Below are 25,081 nucleotides of genomic sequence, written 5' to 3'. Positions count from 1 at the left end.
AACCGGAACCGGCTGGAGACGGGGTAATCAACATATCTGGCGTTGACTTTTGGCACGCTGTTGAGTTCTCAAGGAACGGACGCTTCCTTTGTACTCACCCGAGAGACTCTCTCGTGGCTTTCCTCCGGGCGCTTCCCTTCGGTCTTGCATTTCCGACTCTATCAGATCTTTCCGATCCGATTTCCTCGGGGTCTTGCTGGTCCTGCTTTTCGCTTTCCGGCCTTTCGGCCTTCCTGCGGTGTCGACTCTATCAGATCCTTTCGGGCCTGATTCCCTGTCAACCGGGTTTGTCATCCGGGCTGTTCGGCCCTTCCGACGTCCCGAACGTTAGCGGATCCTCGCGGCAGTTCCTAATCGAAGCGATGAGGTCCTGCGCGTCCCGAATCGAATTGAATTCGGGCACGCCGAAAACAATCCCGGTCGGGAGATCGTGCTGGTGTTGGGATGCCGCTTCAGCGGCGGGAGGTGCTGCCGGAGAACCGTTACGGCTCCGTGGCAACCCGAAGAACCTTACGGATGGATCCGGGTGGTGTCAACCCCCACCCGTGCCCCACCCGGACGGTCTCAATCAAGATCCGTGAGCCGGCCGCCGGCGTCCGGCTGGGCGTCCTCGACCCGGCGCAGGAGGCGGATGAGCACCTCGCCGAGGAGACCCCGCTCCACCGGGGTGAGGTCCTGGAGGAGGTCCTCCTCGAAGACGGACGCGAGGCGCATGGCGGCCAGCCACTTCTCGCGCCCCTGCGGAGTCAGCTCCACGATCACGCGGACCCGGTTCGTCTCGTCGCGCTCCCGGGTGACCAGGCCCTCCTGGACCATGCGGTCGATGCGGTGCGTCATCGCGGCCGGGGTGAGACCGAGCCGGCGCGCCAGCTCACCGGGGCCGAGCCGGTAGGGGGAGCCGGAGAGGACGAGGGCCTTGAGGACCTCCCACTCCGTGTTGCTGATGCCGATCTCGGCGGTCTGGCGCCCGTACGCCACGTTCATCCGGCGGTTGAGTCTGCCGAGCGCCGAGACGATCGCCTCGACCTGCGGGTCGAGGTCCTGGAACTCGCGCTGGTAGGCGGCGATCTGCTCGTCGAGCGTCGGCTCGGCCGGCGGTCCGCCGGAGGTGTCGGCCATGCCGCGCAGTATGGCACGCAAGTGGTTGGCGTTGAAGTCCTTCTCTGTGTATTGTTTAGCTTCTAACTTTAGTTTCGAAGTCTTGACTGCGAAAGGGCAGGTGAAAGTGACCAGGGCGATGGGCGCTGCGATGCGCCGGGTTCAGGTGGGCAGCGCGCTCAGCGCGTTCGGCATCGGCTTCACGGTTCCGTTCCTCTATGTGTATGTGGCCGAGGTCCGGGATCTGGGTGCCAGTGCGGCGGGCATCGTGCTGGCCGCGTTCGCCATGGCCGCGCTGGTCGTACTGCCCTTCACCGGTCGCGCCATCGACCGGCGCGGCCCGCTGCCCGTCCTGCTCGTCGCTTCGGTCGTGGCTTCCGTCGGCGCCCTCGGGCTCGGCCTCGCGAGCAGCGAGCCCGCCGCCGTCGCGGGCGCCGCGGTGCTCGGGGCCGGGACCGCGGTCCTGCAGCCCGCCCTCGCGACGATGATCGTGTGGTGCTCGTCGCCCGAGACGCGCACCCGCTCCTTCGCGCTCCAGTTCTTCCTGCAGAACCTGGGGCTCGGTATCGGCGGCCTCATCGGCGGGCAGCTCGTCGACGAGAGCCGGCCCGACAGCTTCCTGCGGCTCTTCGCCATCGAGTCCGTGATGTTCCTGGTGCTCGGCGCGATCGTGCTGAGTGTGCGGATGCCGCACGCGCCCTCGTTCGGCGAGGCGATACCGCAGGGCGCGGCCACGGGCGGGGTGCGGGCGCTGCTCGGGCACCGCGCGATGGTGCAGCTGTGCGGGCTCGGCTTCGTGCTCTTCTTCGCCTGCTACGGACAGTTCGAATCGGGGCTGAGCGCCTACGGTGTCGAGGCCGCCGGTATCTCGGCGTCGACCCTCGGGATCGCGCTCGCGGCCAACACGGCGATGATCGTGGTCGCGCAGTTCGCCGTGCTGAAGTTCGTCGAGCGGCGCAAGCGGTCGCGGGTCATCGCCTCGGTCGGGCTCATCTGGGCCGTCGCGTGGACAGCCGCCGGTTACGCGGGGCTCGGACACGGCAGCCAGGCCATGGCGACCGCCGCGTTCGTCTCCACGTACGCGCTGTTCGGGCTCGGTGAGGCGATGCTGTCGCCGACCCTGGCGCCGCTGGTCGCCGATCTCGCGCCGGCCGGCCGCGTCGGGTCGTACAACTCGGCGTTCGCGCTGGTCAAGCAGCTCGCGCTGGCGGTCGGTCCGGCGGTGGGCGGGCCGATGGGGGCCGCGCTGCACGGGCCGTACATCGTGACGTTCCTGCTGTTCTCGCTCGGCATCACCGTCCTCGCTCTGCGGCTCGGCAAGCGGCTCACGCCGATACAGGACCAGCCGTCGCTGGCGGGCAGCCGTGTTGTCCGGCAGGGCTCGCCCGAGCGGGCCGGCGCGGACGCGTGAGCGTCAGCCCGGCGTGCCGCCGGGCAGGACGAACTCGCACCAGACCGCCTTGCCGCCGCCCGGCGTCCGTCGCGAGCCCCAGTTCGAGGCGATCGTCGCGATGATGGAGATGCCGCGCCCCGTCTCGTCGCCGGGTTCCGCCCGGCGGCGGCGCGGCAGGTGGTCGTCGCCGTCGGTCACCTCGATGATCAGGCGGCGGTCGGTGCGGCGCAGCCGCAGCCGCATCGGCGGGGCACCGTGCTGGAGGGAGTTGGCGACGAGTTCGCTGGCCGCCAGGACGCCCAGGTCATGCAGCTCGGTGGCGAAGCGCCAGCTGGTCAGGACGCCGGAGGCGAAGGCGCGGGCGCGGGGCGCGGCCTCGACACCGCCGAGCAGTTCCAGGGCCGCGTTGCGGAAGCGTTCGCCGTCGGGGCCCTTGCGGGCCGGGTGCTGGAGGACGAGGACGGCGACGTCGTCGTCGTGGTCGGCCGTCACGCCCGCCGCCCGGATCAACCGGTCGCAGATCACCTGCGGGGTGCCGGTGGCGCCGGACAGCGCGCGTTCGAGCGCGGCCACCCCCTCGTCGATGTCCTCGTCCCGGCGCTCCACGAGACCGTCGGTGTACAGGACGGCGGTCGATCCGGGGCCCAGCGGCACGGAACCCGAGGTGTGCAGCCAGCCGCCCGTGCCGAGCGGCGGCCCCGTCGGCTCCTCGGCGCGGTGGATCGTGCCGTTCTCGTCGCGCACGAGGATGGGCAGGTGGCCCGCGGACGCGTAGAGCAGGCGGCCCTCGTTCGGGTCGTGGACGGCGTAGACGCAGGTGGCGATCTGCTGGGGGTCGATCTCGATGGCCAGGCCGTCGAGGAGTTGCAGCACCTCGTGCGGCGGGAGGTCGAGGCGGGCGTAGGCGCGCACGGCGGTGCGGAGCTGGCCCATGACGGCCGCGGCGCGCACGCCCCGGCCCATGACGTCGCCGATGACCAGGGCCGTGCGGCCGCCGCCGAGGGTGATGACGTCGTACCAGTCGCCGCCGACCGCGGCCTCGGTGCCGCCAGGCAGGTACGTCGCCGCGATGCGCAGGTCGTCGGGCTCCTCCAGCTCCTGCGGCAGGAGCGATCGCTGCAGGGTGACGGCCGTCTCGCGCTGCTCGCGCTCGCTGGTGCGCAGCCGCTCGGCGGCCTCCGCGTGGTCCGTGACGTCGGCGGCGAAGATCAGCACGCCGGGCCCCTCGGCCGTCTCCAGCGGGGTGCAGGTGACCGTGTAGGACCGGCCGGTGGCGGCCTTGCGGGACTTGACCGTGCGGGGCTTCGCGCTGCGCAGCACCTGGTCGAGGAGGGGGAGCAGGCTCAGCTCGTCGAGCTCGGGCAGGGCGTCCCTGGCCGGCCGGCCGGCGGGGCGGTCGCCGAAGGCCGCGGCGTACGCGTCGTTGACGTAGGCGATGCGGTGCTCGGGGCCGTGCACCAGGGCGACGAGGGCGGGGATGCGGTCGAGGACGTCGCGCAGCGGCAGTCCGTCGACGCCGCCGCCCGGCTCGGGGCCGTCGGGCAGGGGCTCGGCGCGCGCCGCGGGCACGGCGCTCTCGGCTCGCTGGGGCAGGCCGTGGTCGGCCCGCGCTGCGGCGCGGCGCTGCGTTCCGGGGAGCCGGGCGCTCCAGCGCGTGAAGTTCACTGTGGGGCAAGCCTCGTGGGGTCGAGGGCGGGCGAGGAGCCCGCCCAGGGTCGTGGACCGGTGTGGCCGACCGTACTGACAAACGTCGGACGCCGGTCCGGCGGCGGGAGTCGCGTGCCTGTGGCCGAACGGCGGTCGGGATTCCGGTCGTTCAGGTCGCGCGTGCGGTGCGGTTCGTGTGGTTCGTGTGGTTCGTGCAGGTCGTGCGTGTCGTCAGGGGCGGTTGTGCGGGTCCGCGCCGGCTTCAGGTGGCCGCCGGGGAGTCCGGCGGGGCGTCGGCGGGGCGGTCAGGGCGATCCCTTCGGGCCGCCGGCCGGTGGCGCGGAAGGGTCCGAAGGAGGGACGGTCCCGGCCGCGAGTTCGAACTCGGCGCGCGGCCGCTCCAGCGAGCCCAGCGACACGATCTCCCGCTTGAACAGGGCGGAGAGGGTCCATTCGGTCAGGACGCGGGCCTTCCGGTTGACGGTGGGCACCCTGTTGAGGTGGTAGATGCGGTGCATGAACCAGGCAGGGTAGCCCTTCACCTTGCGTCCGTAGACGTGCGCGACACCTTTGTGCAGCCCCAGTGAGGCCACGGAACCCACGTACGCGTGCTCGTAGTCGGTGAGTGCCTGGCCGCGCAGGGACGCCGCGATGTTGTCGGCGAGCGTCCTGGCCTGGCGCACCGCGTGCTGGGCGTTGGGGGCGCACTCCGTGCCGGGTTCGTCGGCGGTGACGTCCGGGACGGCCGCCGCGTCGCCCGCGCCCCAGGCGTGCGGGGCGCCGTCCACGGCGAGGGCGGCGGTGCACCGCAGGCGGCCGCGGCCGGTCAGCGGCAGGTCGGTCGCGGCGAGCAGCGGGCTCGGCTTCACCCCGGCCGTCCACACGACCGTACGCGTGGGGAAGCGGGAGCCGTCGCTGAGCACGGCGGTGCGGTTCTCGCAGGATTCCAGGCGGGTGGCGAGCCGGACGTCGACGTTGCGGCCGCGCAGTTCCCGGATCGTGTACCGGCCCATCTCCGGGCCGACCTCGGGCAGGATGCGGTCGCTCGCCTCCACGAGGATCCATTTCAGGTCCTCCGGCTTGACGTTGTGGTAGTGCTTCGCCGCGTACCGGGCCATGTCCTCCAGTTCGCCGAGCGCCTCGACGCCCGCGTAGCCGCCGCCCACGAAGACGAAGGTGAGGGCCGCGTCGCGGACCGCCGGATCGCGCGTGGAGGAGGCGATGTCCAGCTGTTCGATGACGTGGTTGCGCAGGCCCACGGCCTCCTCGACCGTCTTGAACCCGATGCCGAACTCGGCGAGCCCGGGGACCGGGAGCGTACGGGAGACGGAGCCGGGCGCCAGGACCAGTTCGTCGTACGTCACCGTGGCCGGGCCGGTGCCCTCGTCCTTGCTGGCCAGCGTGGTGTACGAGGCCGTGCGCTTGGCGTGGTCGACGGCGACGACCTCGCCGACGATGACGTGGCAGTGCTCCAGGACGCTGCGCAGGGAGACGACGACGTGGCGCGGCGAGATGGAGCCGGCGGCGGCCTCGGGCAGGAACGGCTGGTACGTCATGTACGGGTCGGGAGTGACGACGACGATCTCCACCGCGCCGCTTCTGAGCTCCCCTCTGAGCTTCTTCTGGAGGCGCAGGGCGGTGTACATCCCGACGTAGCCGCCGCCGACAACGAGAATGCGCGCAGGTTCCCTCACCCTCCCATGACGCATCGGGCTCCTGCGTTTGTCCACAGCCTCGACAATTTGTGTGACGGGGCGCGGGCGCCCGCGGCGGGCCGGGCGGACGCCGGGCCCCGGGACAGGTGCGCAGGTCAGCGGGGAGGGACAGGGCGGGTGGCAGGGGGGCAATCGGGGTGGAATCGCCGCGTACTCCGTTCGGGGGGCGCACCGTGCGGAACGTGCCCCTTCTGAATTGACCCCCGCTCAACTATGTTCGTGTGCTGTCGGGGTGTCGGGGGATGCGCTGTGGGGGTCGCCAGAACAGACCCGGAAATCGCTGTCTGTTCCTCACGCTCCGGCTGACAATGACGGGGAGTGTCTCCGGGGGGAGACGTCATTACCGGGGGAACACATATGCACATTCAGGAAAGTCAATGGACCTCAGCGTCTGCCGTCGTGCCCACCGGCGCGGCGGGAGGGGCCAACGGGCGGGGGGCGGGCGACAGTTCCCGTTCCACGCCGCTGCGGGTCGACGCCCAGCGCAACCTTGAGCATGTGCTGCGCGCGGCCCGCGAGGTCTTCGGCGAGCTGGGGTACGGGGCGCCCATGGAGGACGTGGCGCGCCGCGCCCGCGTCGGTGTGGGCACGGTCTACCGGCGCTTCCCCAGCAAGGACGTACTGGTGCGACGGATAGCCGAGGAGGAGACGTCCCGGCTGACCGACCAGGCGCGCACGGCGCTCGGTCAGGAGGACGAGCCGTGGTCGGCGCTCTCGCGCTTCCTGCGGACCTCGGTCGCCTCGGGCGCGGGCCGGCTGCTGCCTCCGCAGGTGCTGCGGGTCGGCGTGGCCGACGAGCGCGGCGACGGCGTCCGCGACGAGCCGCGCGTCCCCGAGCAGCGCAGCGGGGCGCCCGAGCTGCGGCTCGTGGAGCAGCGGCCCTCGGTGGCCGACGCCGGCCCCTCCGCGGACGACGCCGGGGCGGCGGTGCTGCTGGAGGTCGTGGGACGGCTCGTGGACCGGGCGCGCGAAGCCGGTGAGCTGCGTGCGGACGTGACGGTGTCGGACGTCCTGCTGGTCATCGCGACGGCGGCGCCCTCGCTGCCGGACCCCGCGCAACAGGCGGCGGCTTCGGCCCGGCTGCTGGACATCCTGCTTGAGGGGTTGCGGTCGCGGTCCTAGCGCATGCGGGGTGAGGGCCGCGGGCGGTGGTCTTGTGCCGGTCGCGGCCCTCAGCTGTGCGCGGCCCTCAGCTGTGCGCGGCCCTCAGCTGTGCGCGGGCCTCAGCTGTGCGCGGCCCTCAGCTGTGCGCGGGCCTCAGCTGTGCGCGGCCCTCAGCTGTGCGCGGGCCTCAGCTGTGCGCGGCCCTCAGCTGTGCGCGGGCCTTACCGGTGTGCGACTTACTTGTGCGCGGGCCTCGCCTGCGCGCGGGTCCGTGGAACCCGTGGTTTCGGCCGGTCAGCACCCCTCGTACGAGTGAACCGTAGGACTCAGGTGCGGTGAATCTCCACGGATGAGTGGTTGCTGTGCAGGGGCCGGTCCCGGAGGCCTCCTGTGTGCCACGCTTTGCCGGTGGTCGGGTCAGAGTGTGGGGTCGGGGGCGTTCCGCGATGAGCGTTGACGGGCGGGACGGGCAGCAGTCCGACGCTGAGGGGAAGAACGCCGGAGGATCTTCCGAGCGGCCCCCACAGCCTTCGCAGGGGCCTCAGGTGCCGAGCCAGGGCGGGCCCGGGCGGGTGTCCGGAGCGGTCCCGGGAGCGGTCCCTGGGGCGGGAGCCTCTGGGGCGGCGGCCTCTGGGGCGGTGCCGGACGCCGATGCCGAGGTGCCGGCCCAGCGGGAGAGTCGGGTTTCGGCCAGCGGCTCGGCCGCGGCTCCGGGTACGGCTCCGGGCCCCGCCCCGATGGCGCCCCCGGTCACCGCCCAGGGCCCTGCCGGTGAACGGCCGCCCTCCGACGCCGACTTGATCGCCCGCATGCGCGCGGGCGACGACAGCTCCTACGAGGAGCTGTACCGCCGCCACGCCGCCGCCGTCCGCCGGTACGCCCGCACCTGCTGCCGCGACGCGCACACCGCTGACGACCTCACCGCCGAAGTCTTCGCCCGCATGCTGGGCGCCGTCCGCGGCGGCAAGGGCCCCGAGCACGCGGTCCGCGCCTACCTCCTGACCACCGTGCGCCGCGTGGCCGCCCACTGGACCACCTCGGCCAGGAAGGAGCACCTGGTCGACGACTTCGCCGTGTTCGCCGTCCAGGCCGCCCGGTCGAACGAGGTCTCCGACGACGACACCCTCGACCTCGGCGCCGACGTCCGCGCCATGCACGAGGCCGAACAGTCGATGGCCATGCAGGCCTTCCGCTCGCTGCCCGAGCGCTGGCAGGCCGTGCTCTGGCACACCGAGGTCGAGGACGAGTCCCCCAGCGACGTCGCGACGCTCTTCGGCCTCGACGCCAACGGCACGCGCGTGCTCGCCAAGCGGGCCCGCGAAGGGCTGAAGGAGGCCTACCTCCAGGCCCACGTCTCCGCCACGCTCACCGAGTCCGAGGAGTGCGCGCGCTACGCGGACCGGCTCGGCGCCTACGCGCGCGGCAGCCTGCGTACGCGGGCCGAGCGCGGGCTGCGCAAGCACATGGCGGAGTGCGCCAAGTGCCGGCTGGCCGCAGGCCAGATCCAGGAAGTCGCCAGCGGCATCCCGGGGGTCGTGCCGGTCGCCGTCATCGGCTGGTTCGGCGCCGCCGGGTACGCGAAGGTCGTCGCCCTCATCGGCGGCGGCGCCGCGAGCGCGGCGGGTGCCGGGGCCGGTGCCGCGGCGGTGGGGGGCGGCTCGGGCGGCGGCGCGGCCGGAGGTGCCGCGGCGGAAGGGCTCGGGGCGCCCGCCAAGGCCGGGATCGCGGCCGGAGTGGTGGCCGCCGGGATCGCCGTCGCCGTCGCCATGGCGCTCGCCGGCGACCCGGAGCGGGAGCCGGAGGCCAAGGCGGAGAAGCCGCCCGTGTCGCAGCCGGTTCCGCCGGAGCACTCCCCGGACCCCTCGGACCCGGCTCCCGCGCCTGAACCCGCGGCGCCCCGGCCCAGCACCGAGCCGGCCGAGCCGGCGCCCGAGCCGCCTGCCCCACCTGCGCGTAAGCCCACGCCTACGCCGACGCCGAAGAAGCCCGCTCCGCCCGCCCCGGCGCCCACGCCCACGAAGCCGCGGCCGACGCCCACGCCCAAACCGCCGAAACCGAAGCCGACACCCCCGCCCGCTCCGGCCGTCTACCAGTGGAACGCGCTGCGGTACGGCGTACTCGGCGACGGCAGCGAGCCCGAGATGCGGCTCGGCGAGAGCAGCTGGGTGTGGCAACGCCACGGCATGTCGATCGGCGGCAAGCAGTACGCGAACGGGGTGTCGGTGCACGCCGACTCCTCCGTGACCATCGACCTCAACCGCGCCTGCACCGCGTACGACGCCTCCGCCGGGGTCGACGACATGACCCTCGGGCTCGGCGCCGTCCGGTTCGCGGTCTACGTCGACGGGGCGCGGGCCTGGAGCTCCCGGGTGGTCCGGGGCGACGACCCGGCCATGCCGGTCCACGTCGACCTCACCGGTCACCGGACGATCCGCCTCGTGGCGGAGCCGCACACCGCGTTCGGCGCGGTGGGGCTCGCGGACTGGGCGGAGTCCCGCTTCACCTGCGGGTGAGCGGGGGCCACCCGGTCGGCCGACGGGGAGCTCCGGTCAGCGCCCGTCAGCGCTCGCCAGCTCAGCCCGGCCCGCGTCAGCTCCAGGCGGCCGCGTCAGCGCCGGTCGAGCCCGCCTCAGCTCCGGACTGCCGGGGCAGCGCCGGGCGGCCCGTGTCAGCTCCAGGCGGCCGCGTCAGCGCCGGTCGAGCCCGCCTCAGCTCCGGACTGCCGGGGCAGCGCCGGGCGGCCCGTGTCAGCGCCGGGCGGCCCGTGTCAACGCCAGGCGGCCCGCGCCAGCGCCGGTCAGCCCGCGTCAGCTGCGGGCGGCCGGGTCAGCTCCGCCCGGCCCGCGTCAGCGCTCGTCAGCCCGTGTCAGCTCAGCCCGGCCCGCGTCAGCTCCGCCCGGCCGCGTCAGCTCCGGTCGAGCCCGACTCAGCTCCGGGCGGCCCGGTCCGTCCCCTCCCCCAGCTCCGTGAGGATCTCCTGCTGGGTGAGCGTCGTGCCCGCCGCCCGCTCCGCCTCGTACCGGACCTCGCCGAGGCCGGACCGCGCGACGGACTCCAGCGCCGCGTGCTCGGCCCGCTCCGGCATCCACCGCGCCAGCTCGCCGCGCAGCGCGTCGGCCGCCGCGGACAGCCGCACCGCACGCGCCAGATCGCCGTCGCGCGCCAGCAGTTCCGTCCCTACGTCGATGAGGTCCGCCCGCACCGACTCCGCGCACCGCTGCACCACCGCGTCCCGCAACGCGTCGACGACGACCGCGAGCCCGGCCGCCGGCCCCGCCTCCACCGCACGGACGCGGGCCTCGGCCACCCCGAGCGCCGCGAGGAACTGCGGCGGCGGCGTGCCGTTCTCCGCCACCGTGCGCGCCAGGTCGCACAGTTCGCGCGCGCGGGCCGGCTCGCCGTCCGCCAGCGCGAGGTGCACCCGCAGCATCGCCACGTACGCCGTCGTGTCCAGCGTCCCGTGCTGCTCCGCCTCCTCGCTCGCCACGTCGAGGGCCTTCTCCGCGGTCAGGTGATCGCCCTCGCGGTAGGCGACCTCGGCGAGCCGCGCCATCAGGAACGGCGTCTCCGCGTACGCCCCCACCTCGTAGGCGAGCCGCAACGCCTCCTCGTACTCGGCCTTCGCCTCCGCCAGCCGACCGCGTCCGATGGCGGCCTCGCCCGCGGCGCTGCACACCTGGGCACGCATCCAGCGGTCGCCGACCCGGCGGCTGATGTCCCGCAGCTCGACGAGGTCGTCGTCCACCCCCTGCATGTGGCCCGGCGTGTCCACGGCCGCGTGCGTGCGGAACATCAGGGTCACGCCGACCTCCCAGTCGCCGCCGTGCAGACGGCAGTTGGCGACGGCCGCGTCGAGCGCGGGCCGGATGTCGCTCCACCGGCCGCTCTCCACCAGGAACAGCGAGAACGGCCAGATGATCCCCGGGAAGCGGGCGCCTTGCGGGTTGGGCGGCTCGAACGCGGCCCGTACCCGCTTCACGTACGCCCGGTCCGCGTCACTGGCGACCGCCTCCTGCGGCCGGGTCTCCGTCATCAGGAAGAGGAACAGCAGCCGCAGGTTCATCCGCGGCCAGTACATCGGGTCCGCCGGGTCGTCCGGTGCCGTCCGGTCCGGCATCAGCCGCTCGATGGCCTCCAGCCAGGTCAGGGCCTCGGGCCGGTAGTTGCGCAGCCACCAGAACCAGCCCATGTCGAGCGCCAGCGCGACCGCGCTCTCCTCGTCCACCAGGCCGGGGGCGCTCGTCACCCGCGACAGCGCCGCCCGGATGTTGTCCAGCTCCGTCTCCAGGCGGTGGATCCACGGCAGTTGCTCGCCCGACCGCACCTTGGGCGCCGCCCGCGCCACCAGCGCGCGTACGTACGCGATGTGGCGGCGCCGCGTGTCCAGACGTAGCTGCGGGGTCTCGGCCGCGCGCTCCGAGGCGTACTCGTGGATCGTCTCCAGCATCCGGTAGCGCATGCCGCCAACGCCATCGGTGGCGGTGGCGGTGGCGGTGACAGTGGCCATGGCGGTCGCGGTGGCAGGGTGTGGGGCCTGCTGGGGGGTCGCCACCAGGAGGGACTTGTCCACCAAGGAGCCGAGGGTGTCGGCCACGTCCGCCGCGTCCCCGGCGCACACCGCCTCCGCCGCCTCCAGGTCCCAGCCGCCCGCGAAGACCGACAGCTCGCGCAGGGCCGCGCGCTCCCGGTCGTCGAGCAGGTCCCAGGACCAGTCGACCACCGCGCGCAGCGTCTGCTGGCGCGGCAGAACCGTGCGGCTGCCGCCGGTCAGCAGCCGGAAACGGTCGTCCAGGCGGTCCGCGATCTGGCGCGGCGTGAGCAGCCGCAGGCGGGCCGCCGCCAGCTCGATGGCGAGCGGCAGCCCGTCGAGCCGGCGGCAGATCTCGGCCACGGCCGCCGGGTCCGCGGCCGGGTCGAAGCCCGCGTTCACCGTCCGGGCTCGCTCCGTGAACAGCTGGTGCGCCGGGTCCGGGGGCAGCGGCTCCACCGGGCGCACCGACTCCCCCGGCACGCCGAGGGGTTCGCGGCTGGTCGCCAGGATCGTGAGGCCCGGACAGTGCGTGAGGAGGGTCTCGGCCAGCTGGGCCGCCGCGTCGATGACGTGCTCGCAGTTGTCAAGGATCAGGAGCAGCGTGCGCCCGGCGCAGTGCTCCACGAGGAGCGCGGTCGGGTCGTCGTGCGGGCCCGCCGACAGCTCGCTCGTCTTCAGGACCGTCTCGCGCAGGCCCAGGGCGCTCACCACCGCGCCCGGGACCGCCCGCGGGTCGTCGACCGGCGCCAGCTCGGCCAGCCAGGCCGGGGAGAGCGGGGCGGCGCTCTCCTCGGCCAGGCGGGTCTTGCCGGAGCCGCCCGGGCCCGTGAGGGTGACCAGCCGTGCTCCTCGTAGATCGGAACGGATGGCGGCGAGTTCCGGTTCCCGGCCGACGAAGGAGTTCAGGCGGGGGCGGAGGTTGCCTGTGCGGGGAATGGGGGGTGCGGGTGCGGATGGGGGTGTGCGGAGTGGTGTGCGGGGGGTCGAGGGGGTCTCTACGGCGAGCAACTGTGCGTGCAGCCGGGTCAGTTCCGGGCCCGGGTCCGTGCCCAGGTGCTCCGCCAGGGTGCGGCGGGTCTCCTCGTACGCCGCCAGCGCGTCCGCGTCTCGGCCCGTCGCGCGCAGCGCCTCGATCAGGAGCACCCGCAGAGGTTCGTCGTACGGGTGCGCGGCGGTCAGTTCCCGTAGCTCCGGTACGAGTTCGGAGGCGCGGCCCAGGCGCAGGTCCGCGGCCACGCGTGCGCGGGTGGCCTCCAGGCGCTGCGCCTCCAGGCGGCGGGTCTCCGGGCGGGTGACGGCCGTGTGTTCGGGGAGGTCGGCCAGGGCGGGGCCGTGCCAGAGGGCGAGGGCCTCGCGCAGGATGCGGGTGGCGGTCGCCGGGTCGTCCGCGGCGAGGGCGGCGGTGCCCTCGCCGACCAAGCCCTCGAAGACGTAGAGGTCGATGTCGGCGCGGGTCGCGGTGAGTCGGTAGCCGCCGGTCTCCGAGGCGATCGCTTCCTTGCCGAGCGATCGGCGCAGGCGGCCCACGAGGGCCTGGAGGGCGGCCGGGGCGTCGGTGGGTGGGGCGTCGGCCCAGACGTCGTCGATGAGGGCGTCCACGGGGGCGGTGCGCGGGGTGTGCAGGGCCAGGGAGGCGAGCAGGGCGCGGAGCCGCGGGCCGCCTACGGGGACGGGGGTGCCCTCGTCGTCGTGGGCCTGCGTCGGGCCCAGAATTGTGTACCGCACCCGGGCATTGTCGCTGCTTTCTTGCCGTCTGTAGGGGGCTGCGCCTGGGCCAGGCCGGTGGGTTGGGTGGGGCCGGGTCGGTGTACCTCCTCGGCCGGTACGGTCTGACCCCCCGCTGTCCGCCCAGAGGCTCTGACCCGGTGCCTGGTCCCTGCGGTGTCCTGCGGGGGCACACCGCCCCGTCCCCACCCGCACGTCTCACGGGCGCCCGCGCCCCGGTGGACCGTCCGGCCCGGGCGAGCACCGCCGTCGACTGACGCGCCGTGAACCGGTGGTCCGTCCGATCTGGCCGAGCACCGCCCCCGCCTGACGCGCCTCGCCCCCATCCGGCCCCGCCATGGGCAGCCGCCTCGCCTTGGGCAATCTGCCTCCCCCAGACTCCGTCCGGGGGGACCCCCAGGGCGGCAGGGTGGACAAGGCGGCACCCCCGCGCCGGGCGCGCGATCCCAGCAGGGCCCAGGAACAACGCCGCCCGTGGCACCCCAGCGCCGGACGCGCGATCTAAACGCAGCCCCGGGGTAACCCCGCCCGCGGCACCACACCCCGGCCGCGCAAGGACAACAGGCCCCTCAACAACCCCCTTACCGAACCGGCCCCGCCCCCAGCGCCCGCTCCGGCACCACACTCCCCGTAGGGACCGCCCGCGCCCGCGCCGGCGTCCCCGTCCAGCACGTCCCGCGGCGCGACAGCAGCCGGTGCAGCCACAGTTCCAGGGCGACGAGGTCGGCGAGGCCGTCCAGGGGCAGGGGTTCGCCGTCGGCCGCCGCCCGCAGCGCCTTGCGGACCACCCGCGCCTCGATCAGGCCCGTCTGCGCCAGCAGCGGCGTGTCGAACAGGTCGATCAGCCGGTCCGCGGCCACCCGCAACCCCGTCCGGGCCGCCGCGGCGGAGGACCGGTCTGATGGCGCCCCCCACCCGGGAGGCAGCTCGGCGACGCCCGCGCCCTCCAGGACCGTGCGCAGGATCGTCGCGCGGGCCCCCGGCTGCACGCGCAGCGTCTCGGGCAGCGCGCGGCAGGCGCGGACCACCTGGTTGTCGAGGAACGGCGCGTGCAGGCGCTGGAAGCGGATCTCCGCGGCCTGTTCGAGGATGCGCAGGTCCGCCGCGTGCCGGGCCAGCGCGGCGCGGGCCCGGAACTCGCCGGGGCGCTGCCCGGGCCCGGGCCCCGGCCGCGTCGTCCCCAGCCGCAGGCGAACCGATACTTCTCGCAGCGCCTCCCCCGTCAGCCAGCGCGCGGCCGGACCCGGTCTCGCCCACGTCAGCGCGGCGAGGGACGCCCCCACCGCGCCGCCCGGCTCGTCGAAGTTGCGCTGCAGCAGCCGGTCCGCGAGGTTCTCCAGGCCCGCCTTGTAGGGCGTACGGGCCAGTTTGCGCGCCGCGCCGTACACGCGCGCGGGCACCGTGAAGGAGCCGCCGTCCGCCTTGGTGAGGGCCGCGACGGGCCGCACCATGTGGCGGCGGCGGCGGTCCATCAGGAGGTCGGTGAGGCGGGCCGGGTGCGCGTCCAGGACCTGGCGTGCGCCGTACCCGGTGAAGTGGTCGGCGCTCCCGGAGGACAGGCGCGCGCGGTGCCGGGCCGCCGTGACGAGGGTGGCGCTGGGCTCGTCCGTGAGCGGGCCGTCCAGGTCGGCGTAGGGCAGCGCCTCCTCGCCCGCCGCGACGACGACATGGTGCAGGCGCGGGTTGGCCGCGATCGCCCCGGCCCGTTCGAGCTCGGCCTCGCGGTGGGCGGTCGTGGCGGAGATGTCGTTGAACGTCACCGCCAGCAGGCGTTCGCCCGCGCCCGTGCCGTGGCCCAGGACCGTGCCGGGCAGTCCGGGCAGGCCCGCCGCGAGGAGGGCGAGGGTGCCGGACGCGGGGCCGCCGGAGAGGTCGGCGCCGATGCCCGGCACCGGCATGCCGCGGGCCGCGCGCCGCTCGGCGGGCCCCATGCCGGGCACAGGACCGGGGTCCAGGTCGGTGCCGGGGACGTGCCGGGGCGCGGCCAGGCGGGTCCGTACGGCCTCCACGAGGGCGTCCCGCACCCCGCTCACCGCGCTGTCCGGGTCGTCGGGGCCCGCGCCCACGGCGAGGGAGGCCACGGCCTCGTACCCGGCGATCTCGCGGGCGCCCGCCCGCAGGATCAGCGCGTGGCCGGGCGGGATGCGGCGCACGCCCTGGTACGGCGTCGAGTCGTGCAGGGCCTCGGGGACGTCGGGGGTGGCGAGCAGCGCGGCGAGGTGGCCGACGTCCAGGCTGGCCTCGATGAGGTCGGCGAGGGGCAGGGCGGCGGTGGCGTAGGCCGTGCCGCCCGCCCAGGGGGTGTAGAAGACCGGGCGGGCGCCCGCCAGGTCGCCGATGACCATGACGCGCCTGCCGACCTGGACGACGGCCGTGTAGCTGCCCGGCCAGTTGGTGAGGTGGCGCAGGGCGCCGCCGCGCGCGGCGAAGAGGCCGACCCGCAGTTGGTCGTCGGAGGCGCCGCAGACGCCGAGGACGGCGATCCTCGTGTGGTCGTCGACCGCGACGACGCGCACCTCGTCGGGGCGCCAGTCACCGACTGCCCAGAGGGGGTCGGGGTCGCCCCACAGGAGTTGGGAGCCGACCGGATGTACCGTTTCGCCCTCGGTACCGGTCGCGCCGGCGGACGCGAAGGCGACGGGCCCAGCGGTGGTGCTGCTCCACCCCACCAACCATCGCATCGCCGCCTCCACAAGCTGTGGACAACCAAGTTGTCCCCATGCTGCCACGAAGGAGGCACCGGAGAGGCGGCAAGTGGGGAGCGCGGCATGGCGTGCGCTCCCCCCAATGCGCCCCTTTCGAGCCGTGGTTGAACCGTGGCACCACCACGGCACGGCAGGACGACAGGGGCGGGATTCGGCCAAATCGGCCGCGGATGGCCGGAGCTGGACACCCCGCTTCGGCCACAGCCTGCAACGCACAGTCCGGGAGGCGCGCATCGCCTCCCGGACCGGTCCGCCGCCCGCGGGGATGTAGGCGGCGGTGTCCCCCAGCCCACTGGATCCAGTACAGCGGGCCGACCCACGCAGGTTCCATGCAACCGCTTCCCCCGTGCGCGAGTAAGAGCGCACACCCGGGCGCACGGCGCCACGGCCGGAGCACACGGTGACGGCGCGTGGCCTGCGCGGTACTTCCGCACGGACAACAATCTCGCCATCCGGAACTACGCCACTTAACGCTTGGGATCCGGCGAACTACGCTGGGTGTACGAATGCCGCGCGGTTATGCCAGGCCGAGTGAGTCTGCGAAGTGCCGGCGCGGCGGCGTCTGTGTCGAGGGGTGGCGCATGTCCAGGGAGCTACGCGGACCGAACGAGAAGCTCGGCGCCGTTCTCGCCCTCGCGGGAATCAGTAACGCGGGACTGGCGCGGCGCGTCAACGACCTAGGCGGACAGCGCGGGCTGACCCTTCGCTACGACAAGACCTCGGTGGCGCGCTGGGTGTCGAAGGGCATGGTGCCGCAGGGCGCCGCCCCGCACCTCATCGCGGCCGCCATCGGCCAGAAGCTCGGCAGGCCCGTGCCGCTGCACGAGATCGGGCTCGCCGACGCGGACCCGGCGCCGGAGGTCGGTCTCGCCTTCCCGCGCGACGTGCGGGCGGCGGTGAAGTCGGCGACCGAGCTGTACCGGCTCGACCTCGCCGGCCGGCGGGCGGGCAGCGGCGGCATCTGGCAGTCGCTGGCCGGTTCCTTCGCGGTGAGCGCGTACGCGACACCCGCGTCACGTTGGCTGATAACTCCGGCCGACTCCTCGGTCGCGCGCGAGGTCCACCTCACCGAGGAGGGCACGCCGCAGAAGGTCGGCCACAGTGACGTGCTGAAGCTGCGCGAGGCCGCGCAGGACGCGCGGCGCTGGGACTCCAAGTACGGCGGCGGGGACTGGCGTTCGTCGATGGTCCCCGAGTGCCTGCGGGTCGAGGCGGCGCCGCTGCTGCTCGGCTCGTACTCGGACGACGTGGGCCGCTCGCTGTTCGGCGCCTCCGCCGAGCTGACGCGCCTCGCGGGGTGGATGGCGTTCGACACCGGCCAGCAGGAGGCGGCGCAGCGGTACTACATCCAGGCGCTGCGCCTGGCCCGGGCCGCGGCCGACGTCCCCTTAGGCGGGTACGTACTCGCCTCCATGTCGTTGCAGGCCACGTACCGCGGGTTCGGGGACGAGGGCGTCGACCTGGCGCAGGCCGCGGTCGAGCGCAACCGAGGGCTCGCGACGGCCCGCACCATGAGCTTCTTCCGACTCGTCGAGGCGCGCGCGCACGCGCGTGCCAACGACGCGCACGCGGCGGGCGCCGCGCTGCGGGCCGCCGAGGGGTGGCTGGAGCGCTCCCGGGAGGGCGACAGCGACCCGTCCTGGCTCGGCTTCTACTCCTACGACCGGTTCGCCGCGGACGCCGCCGAGTGCTACCGGGACCTGAAGGCGCCGCGGCAGGTGCGCAGGTTCACGGAGCAGGCGCTGTCGCGGCCCACCGAGGAGTTCGTGCGCTCGCACGGACTGCGCCTGGTCGTGTCGGCCGTCGCCGAGCTGGAGTCGGGGAACCTGGACGCGGCGTGCGAGCAGGGCACCCGTGCCCTGGAGGTGGCGGGCCGGATCTCCTCCGCGCGCACCACCGAGTACGTGCGCGACCTGCTGCACCGCCTGGAGCCCTACGGCGACGAGCCGCGGGTGGTCGAGCTGCGGGAGCGGGCGCGGCCGCTGCTGATGGCCCCGGCATAACGGTGGCCCCTGTCCCGCATGGATTGTCAGTGGTGTCGGGCAAGATGCAGGACATGGAGGTGAGGCCCGGTGAGCACGGCTGCGTATGACGGGGATGTGCTGGTGGTCGGCGGCGGGATCGTCGGACTCGCCACCGCGTATGCCCTGTCGCGTTCCGCGCCGGGCACCCGCGTCGTCGTCCTGGAGAAGGAGTCGGGCCCGGCCCGCCACCAGACGGGGCGCAACAGCGGGGTGATCCACAGCGGGATCTACTACCGCCCCGGCTCGCTGAAGGCCCGCTTCGCCGTGCGCGGCGCCGCCGAGATGGTCAAGTTCTGCGCGGAGTACGGGATCGCGCACGCGGTCACCGGCAAGCTGATCGTCGCCACCGAGCGGGACGAGCTGCCCCGGCTGCACGCCCTCGTCCAGCGCGGCAGGGAGAACGGGATCGCGGTGCGCGAGCTGGGCCCCGCGCAGATCCAGGAGTACGAGCCCGAGGTGCGCGGCCTGGCCGCCATCCAGGTCGGGACCACGGGTATCGCGGACTACCGCGCGGTCGCCCGGCACCTCGCGGAGACCTCCGGCGCCGACATCCGCTACGGGGCGGACATCGTGCGCATCGACCGGCGCCCCGCCCTGGGCGTCGCCGTGCGGACCGCCGCCGGGGACATCGTCCGCGGCAAGGTCCTGGTCAACTGCGCGGGACTCCAGTGCGACCAGGTGGCCCGGCTCGCCGGGGACGATCCGGGGATGCGCATCGTGCCGTTCCGCGGCGAGTACTTCGACCTGGCCCGGCCCGAGCTGGTGCGCGGCCTCGTCTATCCGGTGCCGGACCCGGCGTTCCCCTTCCTCGGGGTGCATCTGACCCGCGGCATCGAGGGCTCCGTCCACGTCGGTCCGAACGCGGTACCCGCGCTGGCCCGCGAGGGGTACGGCTGGGGCACGGTCCGCCCCCGTGAGCTGGCGGGGACGCTGGCCTGGCCCGGGGCGTGGCGGATGGCCCGGCGTCACTGGCGGTACGGGGCGGGCGAGCTGCGGCGCTCCGCCTCCCGGCGCGCGTTCACCGACGCGGTGCGCCGCCTGGTGCCCGCGGTCGACCCCGAGGACCTGGTCCCGGCGCCCGCCGGGGTGCGGGCGCAGGCGGTGCTGCGGGACGGCACGCTCGTCGACGACTTCCTGATACGGGAGGGCGCCCGCACGGTCCATGTGCTGAACGCGCCGTCGCCGGCCGCGACGGCCTCCCTGCCCATCGGCCGCGAGGTGGCCCGGCGCGCACTCGCCGCGCTGGGCTCCGCGTAGCGCGCGATCGCACCGCGCGATCGCACGGAGCGGCCTCGGGCCCGGCGCGCGGGCGCGGGGAGCGGCGGGGCGCCACCGACCCGTAAAATCGCCCCACTGTGTCTGAGTCCGAATCGCCCAAGCACCCCGCCCCGCCCGAGCGCCCGAACGAGCCGCGCTTCCCCGACGGGCCCCGGCCCGACCCGGCCGGCTCGCACTTCGAGCGGCGCATCCGCAGCTTCCAGCCCCGCCGCAGCCGGGTCACCACCTCGCAGGCCGAGGCCCTCCAGCGGCTGTGGCCCCGCTGGGGCCTGGACATCGACGGGCAGCGCGTCCTGGACCTCGCCGAGCTCTTCCCCGGCCTCGACCGGGTGGTCCTGGAGATCGGTTTCGGCATGGGCGAGGCCACCGCGCAGATGGCGGCGGACGACCCCACGACCGGCATCCTCGCGGTCGACGTCCACACCCCCGGCCAGGGCAACCTGCTGAACCTCGCCGACCGGGGCGGCATGACGAACGTCCGGGTGGCCAACGGCGACGCGATCATCCTGCTGCGCGCCATGCTCCCGGACGACAGCCTCGACGGGCTGCGCGTCTACTTCCCCGACCCCTGGCCGAAGGCGCGCCACCACAAGCGGCGGCTGATCCAGCCGGAGTTCCTCTCCCAGGTGGCCGGGCCGCTCAGGTCCGGCGCGCTGGTGCACTGCGCGACGGACTGGGAGGAGTACGCCGAGCAGATGCTGGAGGTGCTCACGGCCCACCCCGACTACGAGAACACCGTGCCGGACGGCGGCTACGCGCCCCGGCCGGAGTTCCGCCCCCTGACCCGTTTCGAGGGTCAGGGCCTGGACAAGGGGCATGTGGTGCACGACCTGCTGTTCCGGCGCCGGTAGCGGGTCGCGAGCGGGGACCGGTCACGGTCCCCGGGCCCCGTCGCGGCGCCGCGCATCCCTCGTTAGGGTCGATGAGTGGCTTCGTACCCCGGCTGCCCGCCTCCGCAGGACCCCGCCACCGGCACCGGACCGGTCGGCGAGGTCCGCCATCCGCGCTGGTGGCAGCGGCGGGGCGCGCGGGTCACGGCGCTCGCCGCGCTCCTCGCACTGTCCGGCGCCGTCATCCTGGCGCTGGTGCGCGAGCAGACCGGCACCGAGGGTTTCCTGGTCGGGCTCGGCCTCGCGGTGCTGCCGGTGCCGCTGCTGATAGCCGCGTTCCGCTGGCTTGACCGGGTGCGGCCGGGCCCCTGGCGGAACCTGCTCTTCTCCTTCGCCTGGGGCGCCTGCGCGGCCGCCCTGATAGCGATCGTCGCGAACAGCTTCGCGACGCGGTGGATCGAGACCGCCACCGCCGACCCCACCGGCGCCGACACCCTCGGCGCCACCGTCATAGCCCCCGTCGTCGAGGAGTCGGCGAAGGCCGCGGCCGTGCTGCTCGTCTTCCTGTTCCGCAGACGGGACTTCACCACGGTCGTCGACGGCGTGGTGATCGCCGGGGTCACCGCCACCGGCTTCGCGTTCACCGAGAACATCCTCTACCTCGGCAACGCCTTCGGCACCGACCAGCTGACCGGCACGGGCCCCGGCCTCACCTCGGTGACGGCGGCCACCTTCTTCGTGCGGATCGTGATGTCACCGTTCGCGCACCCGCTCTTCACCGTGCTCACCGGCATCGGTTTCGGGCTCGCCGCGGTCGCCGCGCCCGACCGCGGGTCCGGCCGCCGGGTGCTGCTGCCGCTGGCGGGGCTGCTCGCCGCGATGGGCGTGCACGCGTTCTGGAACGGCTCGTCGTCCTTCGGCGAGTACGGCTTCTACGCCGTGTACGCGGCGTTCATGGTCCCGGTCTTCGCGCTGCTCACCTGGCTCGCCGTGTACCTGCGCCACCGCGAACTGCGCACCGTCCGGGCACAGCTGGCGGCGTACGTCGCCGCCGGCTGGCTCGCGCCGCCCGAGCCGTTCGCCCTCGGCTCCCTCAAGGCCCGCCGCCTGGCCCGCGAGTACGCGGCCCACTACGGCGGCAGGACGGCGGAGCGGGCGGTCACCGAGTACGCGTCCCTGGCGACGTCGCTCGCCCTGCTCCGGCACCGCGGTGAGCGGGGGCGGGCCGGCGCCGATTTCGTCGTACGGGAGCGGGAGCTGCTCGACGCGCTGTGGCAGCGGCGCGGATACGCCCGCCCCGCCCTCGCCTACGCCGCCCAGGTCGCGGCCCCCGTCCACCGGCCCCCGGCGTACGCGGGGCCGCGGCCGCCCGCCCCCGCGTACCACCCGTACCGGCCCTGAACGGGCTCAGGCGGAGGCCTCCGTGAGGCGGCCGAGCTCCGCGTCCGTCAGCTCCAGTCCGGCCACGGCGAGCAGCGCGGGCAGCTGCTCCACCGTGCGCGCGGACGCGATCGGCGCGGCGACGGTGGGCTGGGCGGCGAGCCAGGCCAGGGCGACCGTGGCGATCTCGGCGTCGTGCGCCCGGGCGACCTCGTCGAGGGCGGTCAGCACCTTGCGGCCGCGCTCGGTCTCCAGGTGCTTGCTGGCACCGGCCGCGCGGGGGCTGTCGACGGCGACGCCCGGCCGGTACTTGCCGGTGAGGAAACCGGCGGCGAGGGCGAAGTACGGGACGGCGGCGAGCCCGGCGCGCGAGGCGATCTCGCGCCGGGGACCCTCGTAGGTGTCGCGCGAGACGAGGTTGTAGTGCGGCTGAAGGGCGACGTAGCGGGCGAGGCCCTCGCGGTCGGAGAAGTCCAGCGACTCCTGGAGGCGCTCAGGCGAGATGTTCGAGGCGGCGATGGCGCGGACCTTGCCGGCCTTCACCAGGCCGTCGAGCGCGCCGATGATCTCCTCGACGGGGATCGTCTCGTCGTCGTCGAAGTGCGTGTAGTAGAGGTCGATGTGGTCGGTGCCGAGGCGGGTGAGGGAGGCGTCGGCGGCGGCCCGGATGTTCGCGGCGCGCAGGCCCTTGAAGTCGGGGTGGCGGGCGACCTTGGTGGCGATGACGACCTCGTCGCGCCGGCCGCGGGCGGCGAGCCACTTGCCGATGATCGTCTCCGACTCACCGCCGTGGTTGCCCTCGATCCAGGCCGAGTACGAGTCCGCCGTGTCGATGAAGTTGCCGCCCCCGGCGGTGTAGGCGTCGAGCACCGCGAAGGACGTCGCCTCGTCGGCGGTCCACCCGAAGACGTTGCCGCCGAGGGAGAGCGGGAAGACCTCGAGGTCGGAGGAGCCGAGCGGGCGCAGGGGAGAAGAAGTCATACCCCGATTGAACGCCCCCCGCGGAGCGAACCGCTGCGCGGGGGGCGCCGCGGGCTCAGAGCGAGAGGCCCTTGCCGCGCAGCCAGACCGCGGGGTCGACGCCGGTGGCGTCCCCGCCCGGGTGGACCTCCAGGTGGAGGTGGGCGCCCGTGACGTTGCCGGTGGCGCCGACGCGGCCGATGACGTCCCCGGTGGAGACCTTCTGGCCGACGCTGACGTTCATCGACGACTGGTGGCAGAACCACAGTTCGGTGCCGTCGTCGAGGGTGAGGATCGTGCGGTACCCGTAGGCGCCCGCCCAGCCGGCCTCGGTGACGGTGGCGCCGTGGATGGCGTGGATCGGCGTGCCGGTGGAGGCCGCGAAGTCCAGGCCCGTGTGGTAGCCGGAGGACCACATCGATCCGGGCTGCCCGAAGGTGCCGGTGATCGTGTACGAGGCGACGGGCAGCCGGAAGCTCTTGGCCAGCTCGGCGAGGCGCTCGGCCTCGGCCTTCTTCTTGGCCTCCTCCTCCGCCTTCTTCTTGTCGGCGGCGGCCTTGGCCTCGGCCTTCTCGTGCTTCGCCGCGGCCTCCTCGGCGGCCTTCAGCGCGGCGGCCTGCTCGGCCTCGGCCTGCGCGGTGGCATCGGCGGCGTCCTGCTGCGTCTCGGCCTGCTGCATGATCCGGGCCCGCAGCGCCTCGCCCGCACCCGACTGACCGGTGCCCATCGTGGTGAGCGGCGCGGCGGAGGCGCCGGAGGCGGAGTCGGCGCCGTCGGACATGAACGCGCCCACGCCGGGCAGCGACTTGGCCTCGGGCAGCGAGTCCTTGACGGCGGAGAGGTCGGGCATGGAGATCCGGACCGGGGGCTTGCCGCCCTGCGCGGTGGCGATGCCGCCGGCGCCGACGGCGGCGATCACGCCGACGCCCAGGACGGTGGAGCTGCGCGCGAGTCCGCCGCGCTGACGGGCCACGCGGTGCCTGCCGCGGACGGGGCGGACGGACTCCTCGGTGGGATTCCACTCCTCCCAGCTCCCCTGCTCGACGCCGGCCTCGCCGTCGGCGGGGTGGGCGGAGTACCCGGAGAACTCGGGGGCAGGACGGTTCGACGCCACGGGGGCGCTCTCCTTTCCTTCCTTCTCGCCTACCGGGTTAGCTGACGGGTTCGGAGCAGGAAGGTCTCCTACGAGCACGGCCCGGCGCCCGAAAAGCGACGGAACTGTGCCTGATTCACCCCAAGTTGGTGGTTCCCCGGCTCCCTTGCGGGATTAGGCGTGTGCGCACGGAGCCGTCGCTTGTGACGGCTGGGACGACCGCGCTGCGTTATCGAACGTTAATAGACAGCCGATAGTAATTCCAAGCTGTTCCCACTGATCGTTCACGTCTTTGGCCTGGACTTAACGGTCAATAACACCTTCAAACGGGCGAGTTGACCGACGATTCCGGCCCGCGCCAAACACCCGACTTTCTGACGGAGTGTCAATCGTTATGTGCAGGGAGTCGTCCGGTCACGCCTCGTGATGTCGATCAAGGGCGGCGCACGGCGAGCAGCGCCATGTCGTCGCTGGCCCCGCCCCCGGTGTGCCGGCGCACTTCTTCGGCCAGCGCCGCGAGCAGCTCCTCCGGCCCCGGGAAGATCCGGCCCGCGAGCCGGGCCGCGGGATCGTAGAAGACGCCCCGCGCGTCGCGCGCCTCGGAGAGCCCGTCGGTGTAGAGCAGCAGCGTCGCCTCGGCCGGGAACGCCGCCTCGGTGGCCCGGTCCGGCCAGGAGCCGAGCTCGCCCAGGCCGAGCGGCAGCGCCGCCTCCGCCGGCGTGACCACCCGCACCGTGCCGTCGCCGTGCAGCACGACCGGTTCGGGGTGGCCGCGGTTGAGGACGCGCAGGAGCCGGCCGCCGTGCGGGATCTCGGCGAGCACGGCGGTGGTGAACCCCTCGAAGTCGTCGATGCCGCGCCGCCGCGACCCCTCCCTGGCCAGCGCCCGCTCCAGCCGCTGGGCGACCGCCTCCAGGCTCTCCTCCTGCTCGGCGGCCTCCCGGAAGGCCCCGATGACGACGGCCACGGCGGCGACCGCGCCCATGCCCTTGCCCCGTACGTCCCCCACGACTATCCGCACCCCGTGCGGCGTGTCCTGCACCGCGTACAGATCGCCGCCGATGAAGGCGTCGGCCTGCGCCGCCTCGTACCGGGCCGCGACGGCCAGGCCGCCGATCCGCCCGGCCGGCTCCGGCAACACCGCCAGCTGGGCGGCCTCCGCGATCTGGCGCGCGGACGCCAGCTGCTCGTCGCTGCGGCGCTTGATCCGGTTGATGAAGCAGGCCAGCACGCACACCGTGGCCACGGTGGCCATCTCGGTGTACACCCCGGCGTTGAACGACGTGTAGCGCAGATGGACGGCGACGATGGCGGCGACCGACGCGGCGCCCGCGGTGATCGTGCTGCCCAGCGAGAAGAAGGGCGCGACGACCAGCGGCGCAGCACTGAAGAGCGGTGAGCCGGCGAACCCGGACGGCGTGCAGTACTCGTAGACCGCACCGCCGACGATCAGCAGCAGGGGCAGCACCCGCAGGAAGGCACGCGTACCGGCGGCGTCCGTTCCGCGTCCGTGCCGCCCTCCTCGCTGCCCCACCACTCGTCTCCTGCCACGTCCGCGCCCGGATTACGGCGTCGGTCCAAGGGTTCCCGGGCGGCGG

At 74.1% G+C, this 25,081-nt stretch carries 15 protein-coding genes and 1 riboswitch; of the genes, 7 read left to right on the top strand and 8 right to left on the bottom strand.

The features are described 5' to 3' along the window. Positions 1-564 precede the first annotated feature (564 nt). Positions 565-1,119, bottom strand: a complete 555-nt coding sequence (locus ACIBW6_RS32350) for a MarR family winged helix-turn-helix transcriptional regulator (protein ID WP_399065978.1) — start codon at positions 1,117-1,119, stop codon at positions 565-567. 118 nt (positions 1,120-1,237) lie between these two features. Between ACIBW6_RS32350 and ACIBW6_RS32345 the strand changes: the two genes are divergently transcribed. Beyond that, positions 1,238-2,509: an MFS transporter gene (locus ACIBW6_RS32345; RefSeq protein WP_399065977.1), complete on the top strand. Its 1,272-nt coding sequence runs from the start codon at positions 1,238-1,240 to the stop codon at positions 2,507-2,509. A 3-nt stretch (positions 2,510-2,512) separates the two neighbouring features. Here the strand turns inward: ACIBW6_RS32345 and ACIBW6_RS32340 are convergent, their stop codons facing one another. Beyond that, a complete protein-coding gene (locus ACIBW6_RS32340) occupies positions 2,513-4,156 on the bottom strand; it encodes a SpoIIE family protein phosphatase (RefSeq protein ID WP_399065975.1) in 1,644 nt (547 codons plus the stop codon). 287 nt (positions 4,157-4,443) lie between these two features. After that, positions 4,444-5,847: an NAD(P)/FAD-dependent oxidoreductase gene (locus tag ACIBW6_RS32335; RefSeq protein WP_399065973.1), complete on the bottom strand. Its 1,404-nt coding sequence runs from the start codon at positions 5,845-5,847 to the stop codon at positions 4,444-4,446. Positions 5,848-6,210: 363 nt separating this feature from the next. Between ACIBW6_RS32335 and ACIBW6_RS32330 the strand changes: the two genes are divergently transcribed. Together ACIBW6_RS32330 and ACIBW6_RS32325 are read left to right on the top strand one after the other, a co-directional pair. Further along, positions 6,211-6,975 (top strand): TetR/AcrR family transcriptional regulator, encoded by a 765-nt coding sequence (locus ACIBW6_RS32330; RefSeq protein ID WP_399065971.1) that lies wholly within the window; start codon positions 6,211-6,213, stop codon positions 6,973-6,975. A 428-nt stretch (positions 6,976-7,403) separates the two neighbouring features. Further along, complete coding sequence (locus tag ACIBW6_RS32325; protein WP_399065969.1) at positions 7,404-9,470, top strand: sigma-70 family RNA polymerase sigma factor; 2,067 nt, start codon at positions 7,404-7,406, stop codon at positions 9,468-9,470. Between the two features lie 413 nt (positions 9,471-9,883). Here the strand turns inward: ACIBW6_RS32325 and ACIBW6_RS32320 are convergent, their stop codons facing one another. Both ACIBW6_RS32320 and ACIBW6_RS32315 read right to left on the bottom strand, forming a co-directional pair. Beyond that, a complete protein-coding gene (locus ACIBW6_RS32320) occupies positions 9,884-13,213 on the bottom strand; it encodes an ATP-binding protein (RefSeq protein WP_399065967.1) in 3,330 nt (1,109 codons plus the stop codon). Between the two features lie 581 nt (positions 13,214-13,794). Then, entirely contained in the window at positions 13,795-15,894 is a 2,100-nt protein-coding gene (locus ACIBW6_RS32315; protein WP_399065966.1) for an asparagine synthase-related protein, read from the bottom strand. Between the two features lie 605 nt (positions 15,895-16,499). Between ACIBW6_RS32315 and ACIBW6_RS32310 the strand changes: the two genes are divergently transcribed. The 4 genes from ACIBW6_RS32310 (at position 16,500) to ACIBW6_RS32295 (ending at position 21,451) form a co-directional block, all read left to right on the top strand. Further along, positions 16,500-17,921 (top strand): MFS transporter, encoded by a 1,422-nt coding sequence (locus tag ACIBW6_RS32310; RefSeq protein WP_399065964.1) that lies wholly within the window; start codon positions 16,500-16,502, stop codon positions 17,919-17,921. A 69-nt stretch (positions 17,922-17,990) separates the two neighbouring features. Then, complete coding sequence (lhgO, locus tag ACIBW6_RS32305; protein ID WP_399065962.1) at positions 17,991-19,199, top strand: L-2-hydroxyglutarate oxidase; 1,209 nt, start codon at positions 17,991-17,993, stop codon at positions 19,197-19,199. 98 nt (positions 19,200-19,297) lie between these two features. Further along, the gene (gene trmB, locus ACIBW6_RS32300; RefSeq protein ID WP_399065960.1) at positions 19,298-20,071 is read left to right on the top strand and encodes a tRNA (guanosine(46)-N7)-methyltransferase TrmB; all 774 of its coding nucleotides are present in this window, start codon (positions 19,298-19,300) and stop codon (positions 20,069-20,071) included. A 75-nt stretch (positions 20,072-20,146) separates the two neighbouring features. Continuing rightward, a complete protein-coding gene (locus ACIBW6_RS32295) occupies positions 20,147-21,451 on the top strand; it encodes a PrsW family intramembrane metalloprotease (protein ID WP_399065958.1) in 1,305 nt (434 codons plus the stop codon). Positions 21,452-21,457: 6 nt separating this feature from the next. Here the strand turns inward: ACIBW6_RS32295 and ACIBW6_RS32290 are convergent, their stop codons facing one another. From ACIBW6_RS32290 to ACIBW6_RS32280, 3 genes are all read right to left on the bottom strand, one after another. Then, complete coding sequence (locus ACIBW6_RS32290; protein ID WP_399065956.1) at positions 21,458-22,411, bottom strand: aldo/keto reductase; 954 nt, start codon at positions 22,409-22,411, stop codon at positions 21,458-21,460. A gap of 55 nt (positions 22,412-22,466) precedes the next feature. Beyond that, on the bottom strand, positions 22,467-23,504 hold the full coding sequence (locus ACIBW6_RS32285; protein WP_399065954.1) for a M23 family metallopeptidase: 1,038 nt from the start codon (positions 23,502-23,504) through the stop codon (positions 22,467-22,469). Positions 23,505-23,515: 11 nt separating this feature from the next. Further along, positions 23,516-23,674: riboswitch (cyclic di-AMP (ydaO/yuaA leader) on the bottom strand. 242 nt (positions 23,675-23,916) lie between these two features. After that, a complete protein-coding gene (locus tag ACIBW6_RS32280) occupies positions 23,917-25,017 on the bottom strand; it encodes a PP2C family protein-serine/threonine phosphatase (protein WP_399065952.1) in 1,101 nt (366 codons plus the stop codon). Positions 25,018-25,081 lie beyond the last annotated feature (64 nt).

It is taken from the genome of Streptomyces sp. NPDC049813 (genome assembly GCF_044465085.1).
GTDB lineage: Bacteria > Actinomycetota > Actinomycetes > Streptomycetales > Streptomycetaceae > Streptomyces.
Note: the sequence above shows the minus strand (reverse complement) of the source record. Positions and strands in the feature narration are given on the sequence as shown.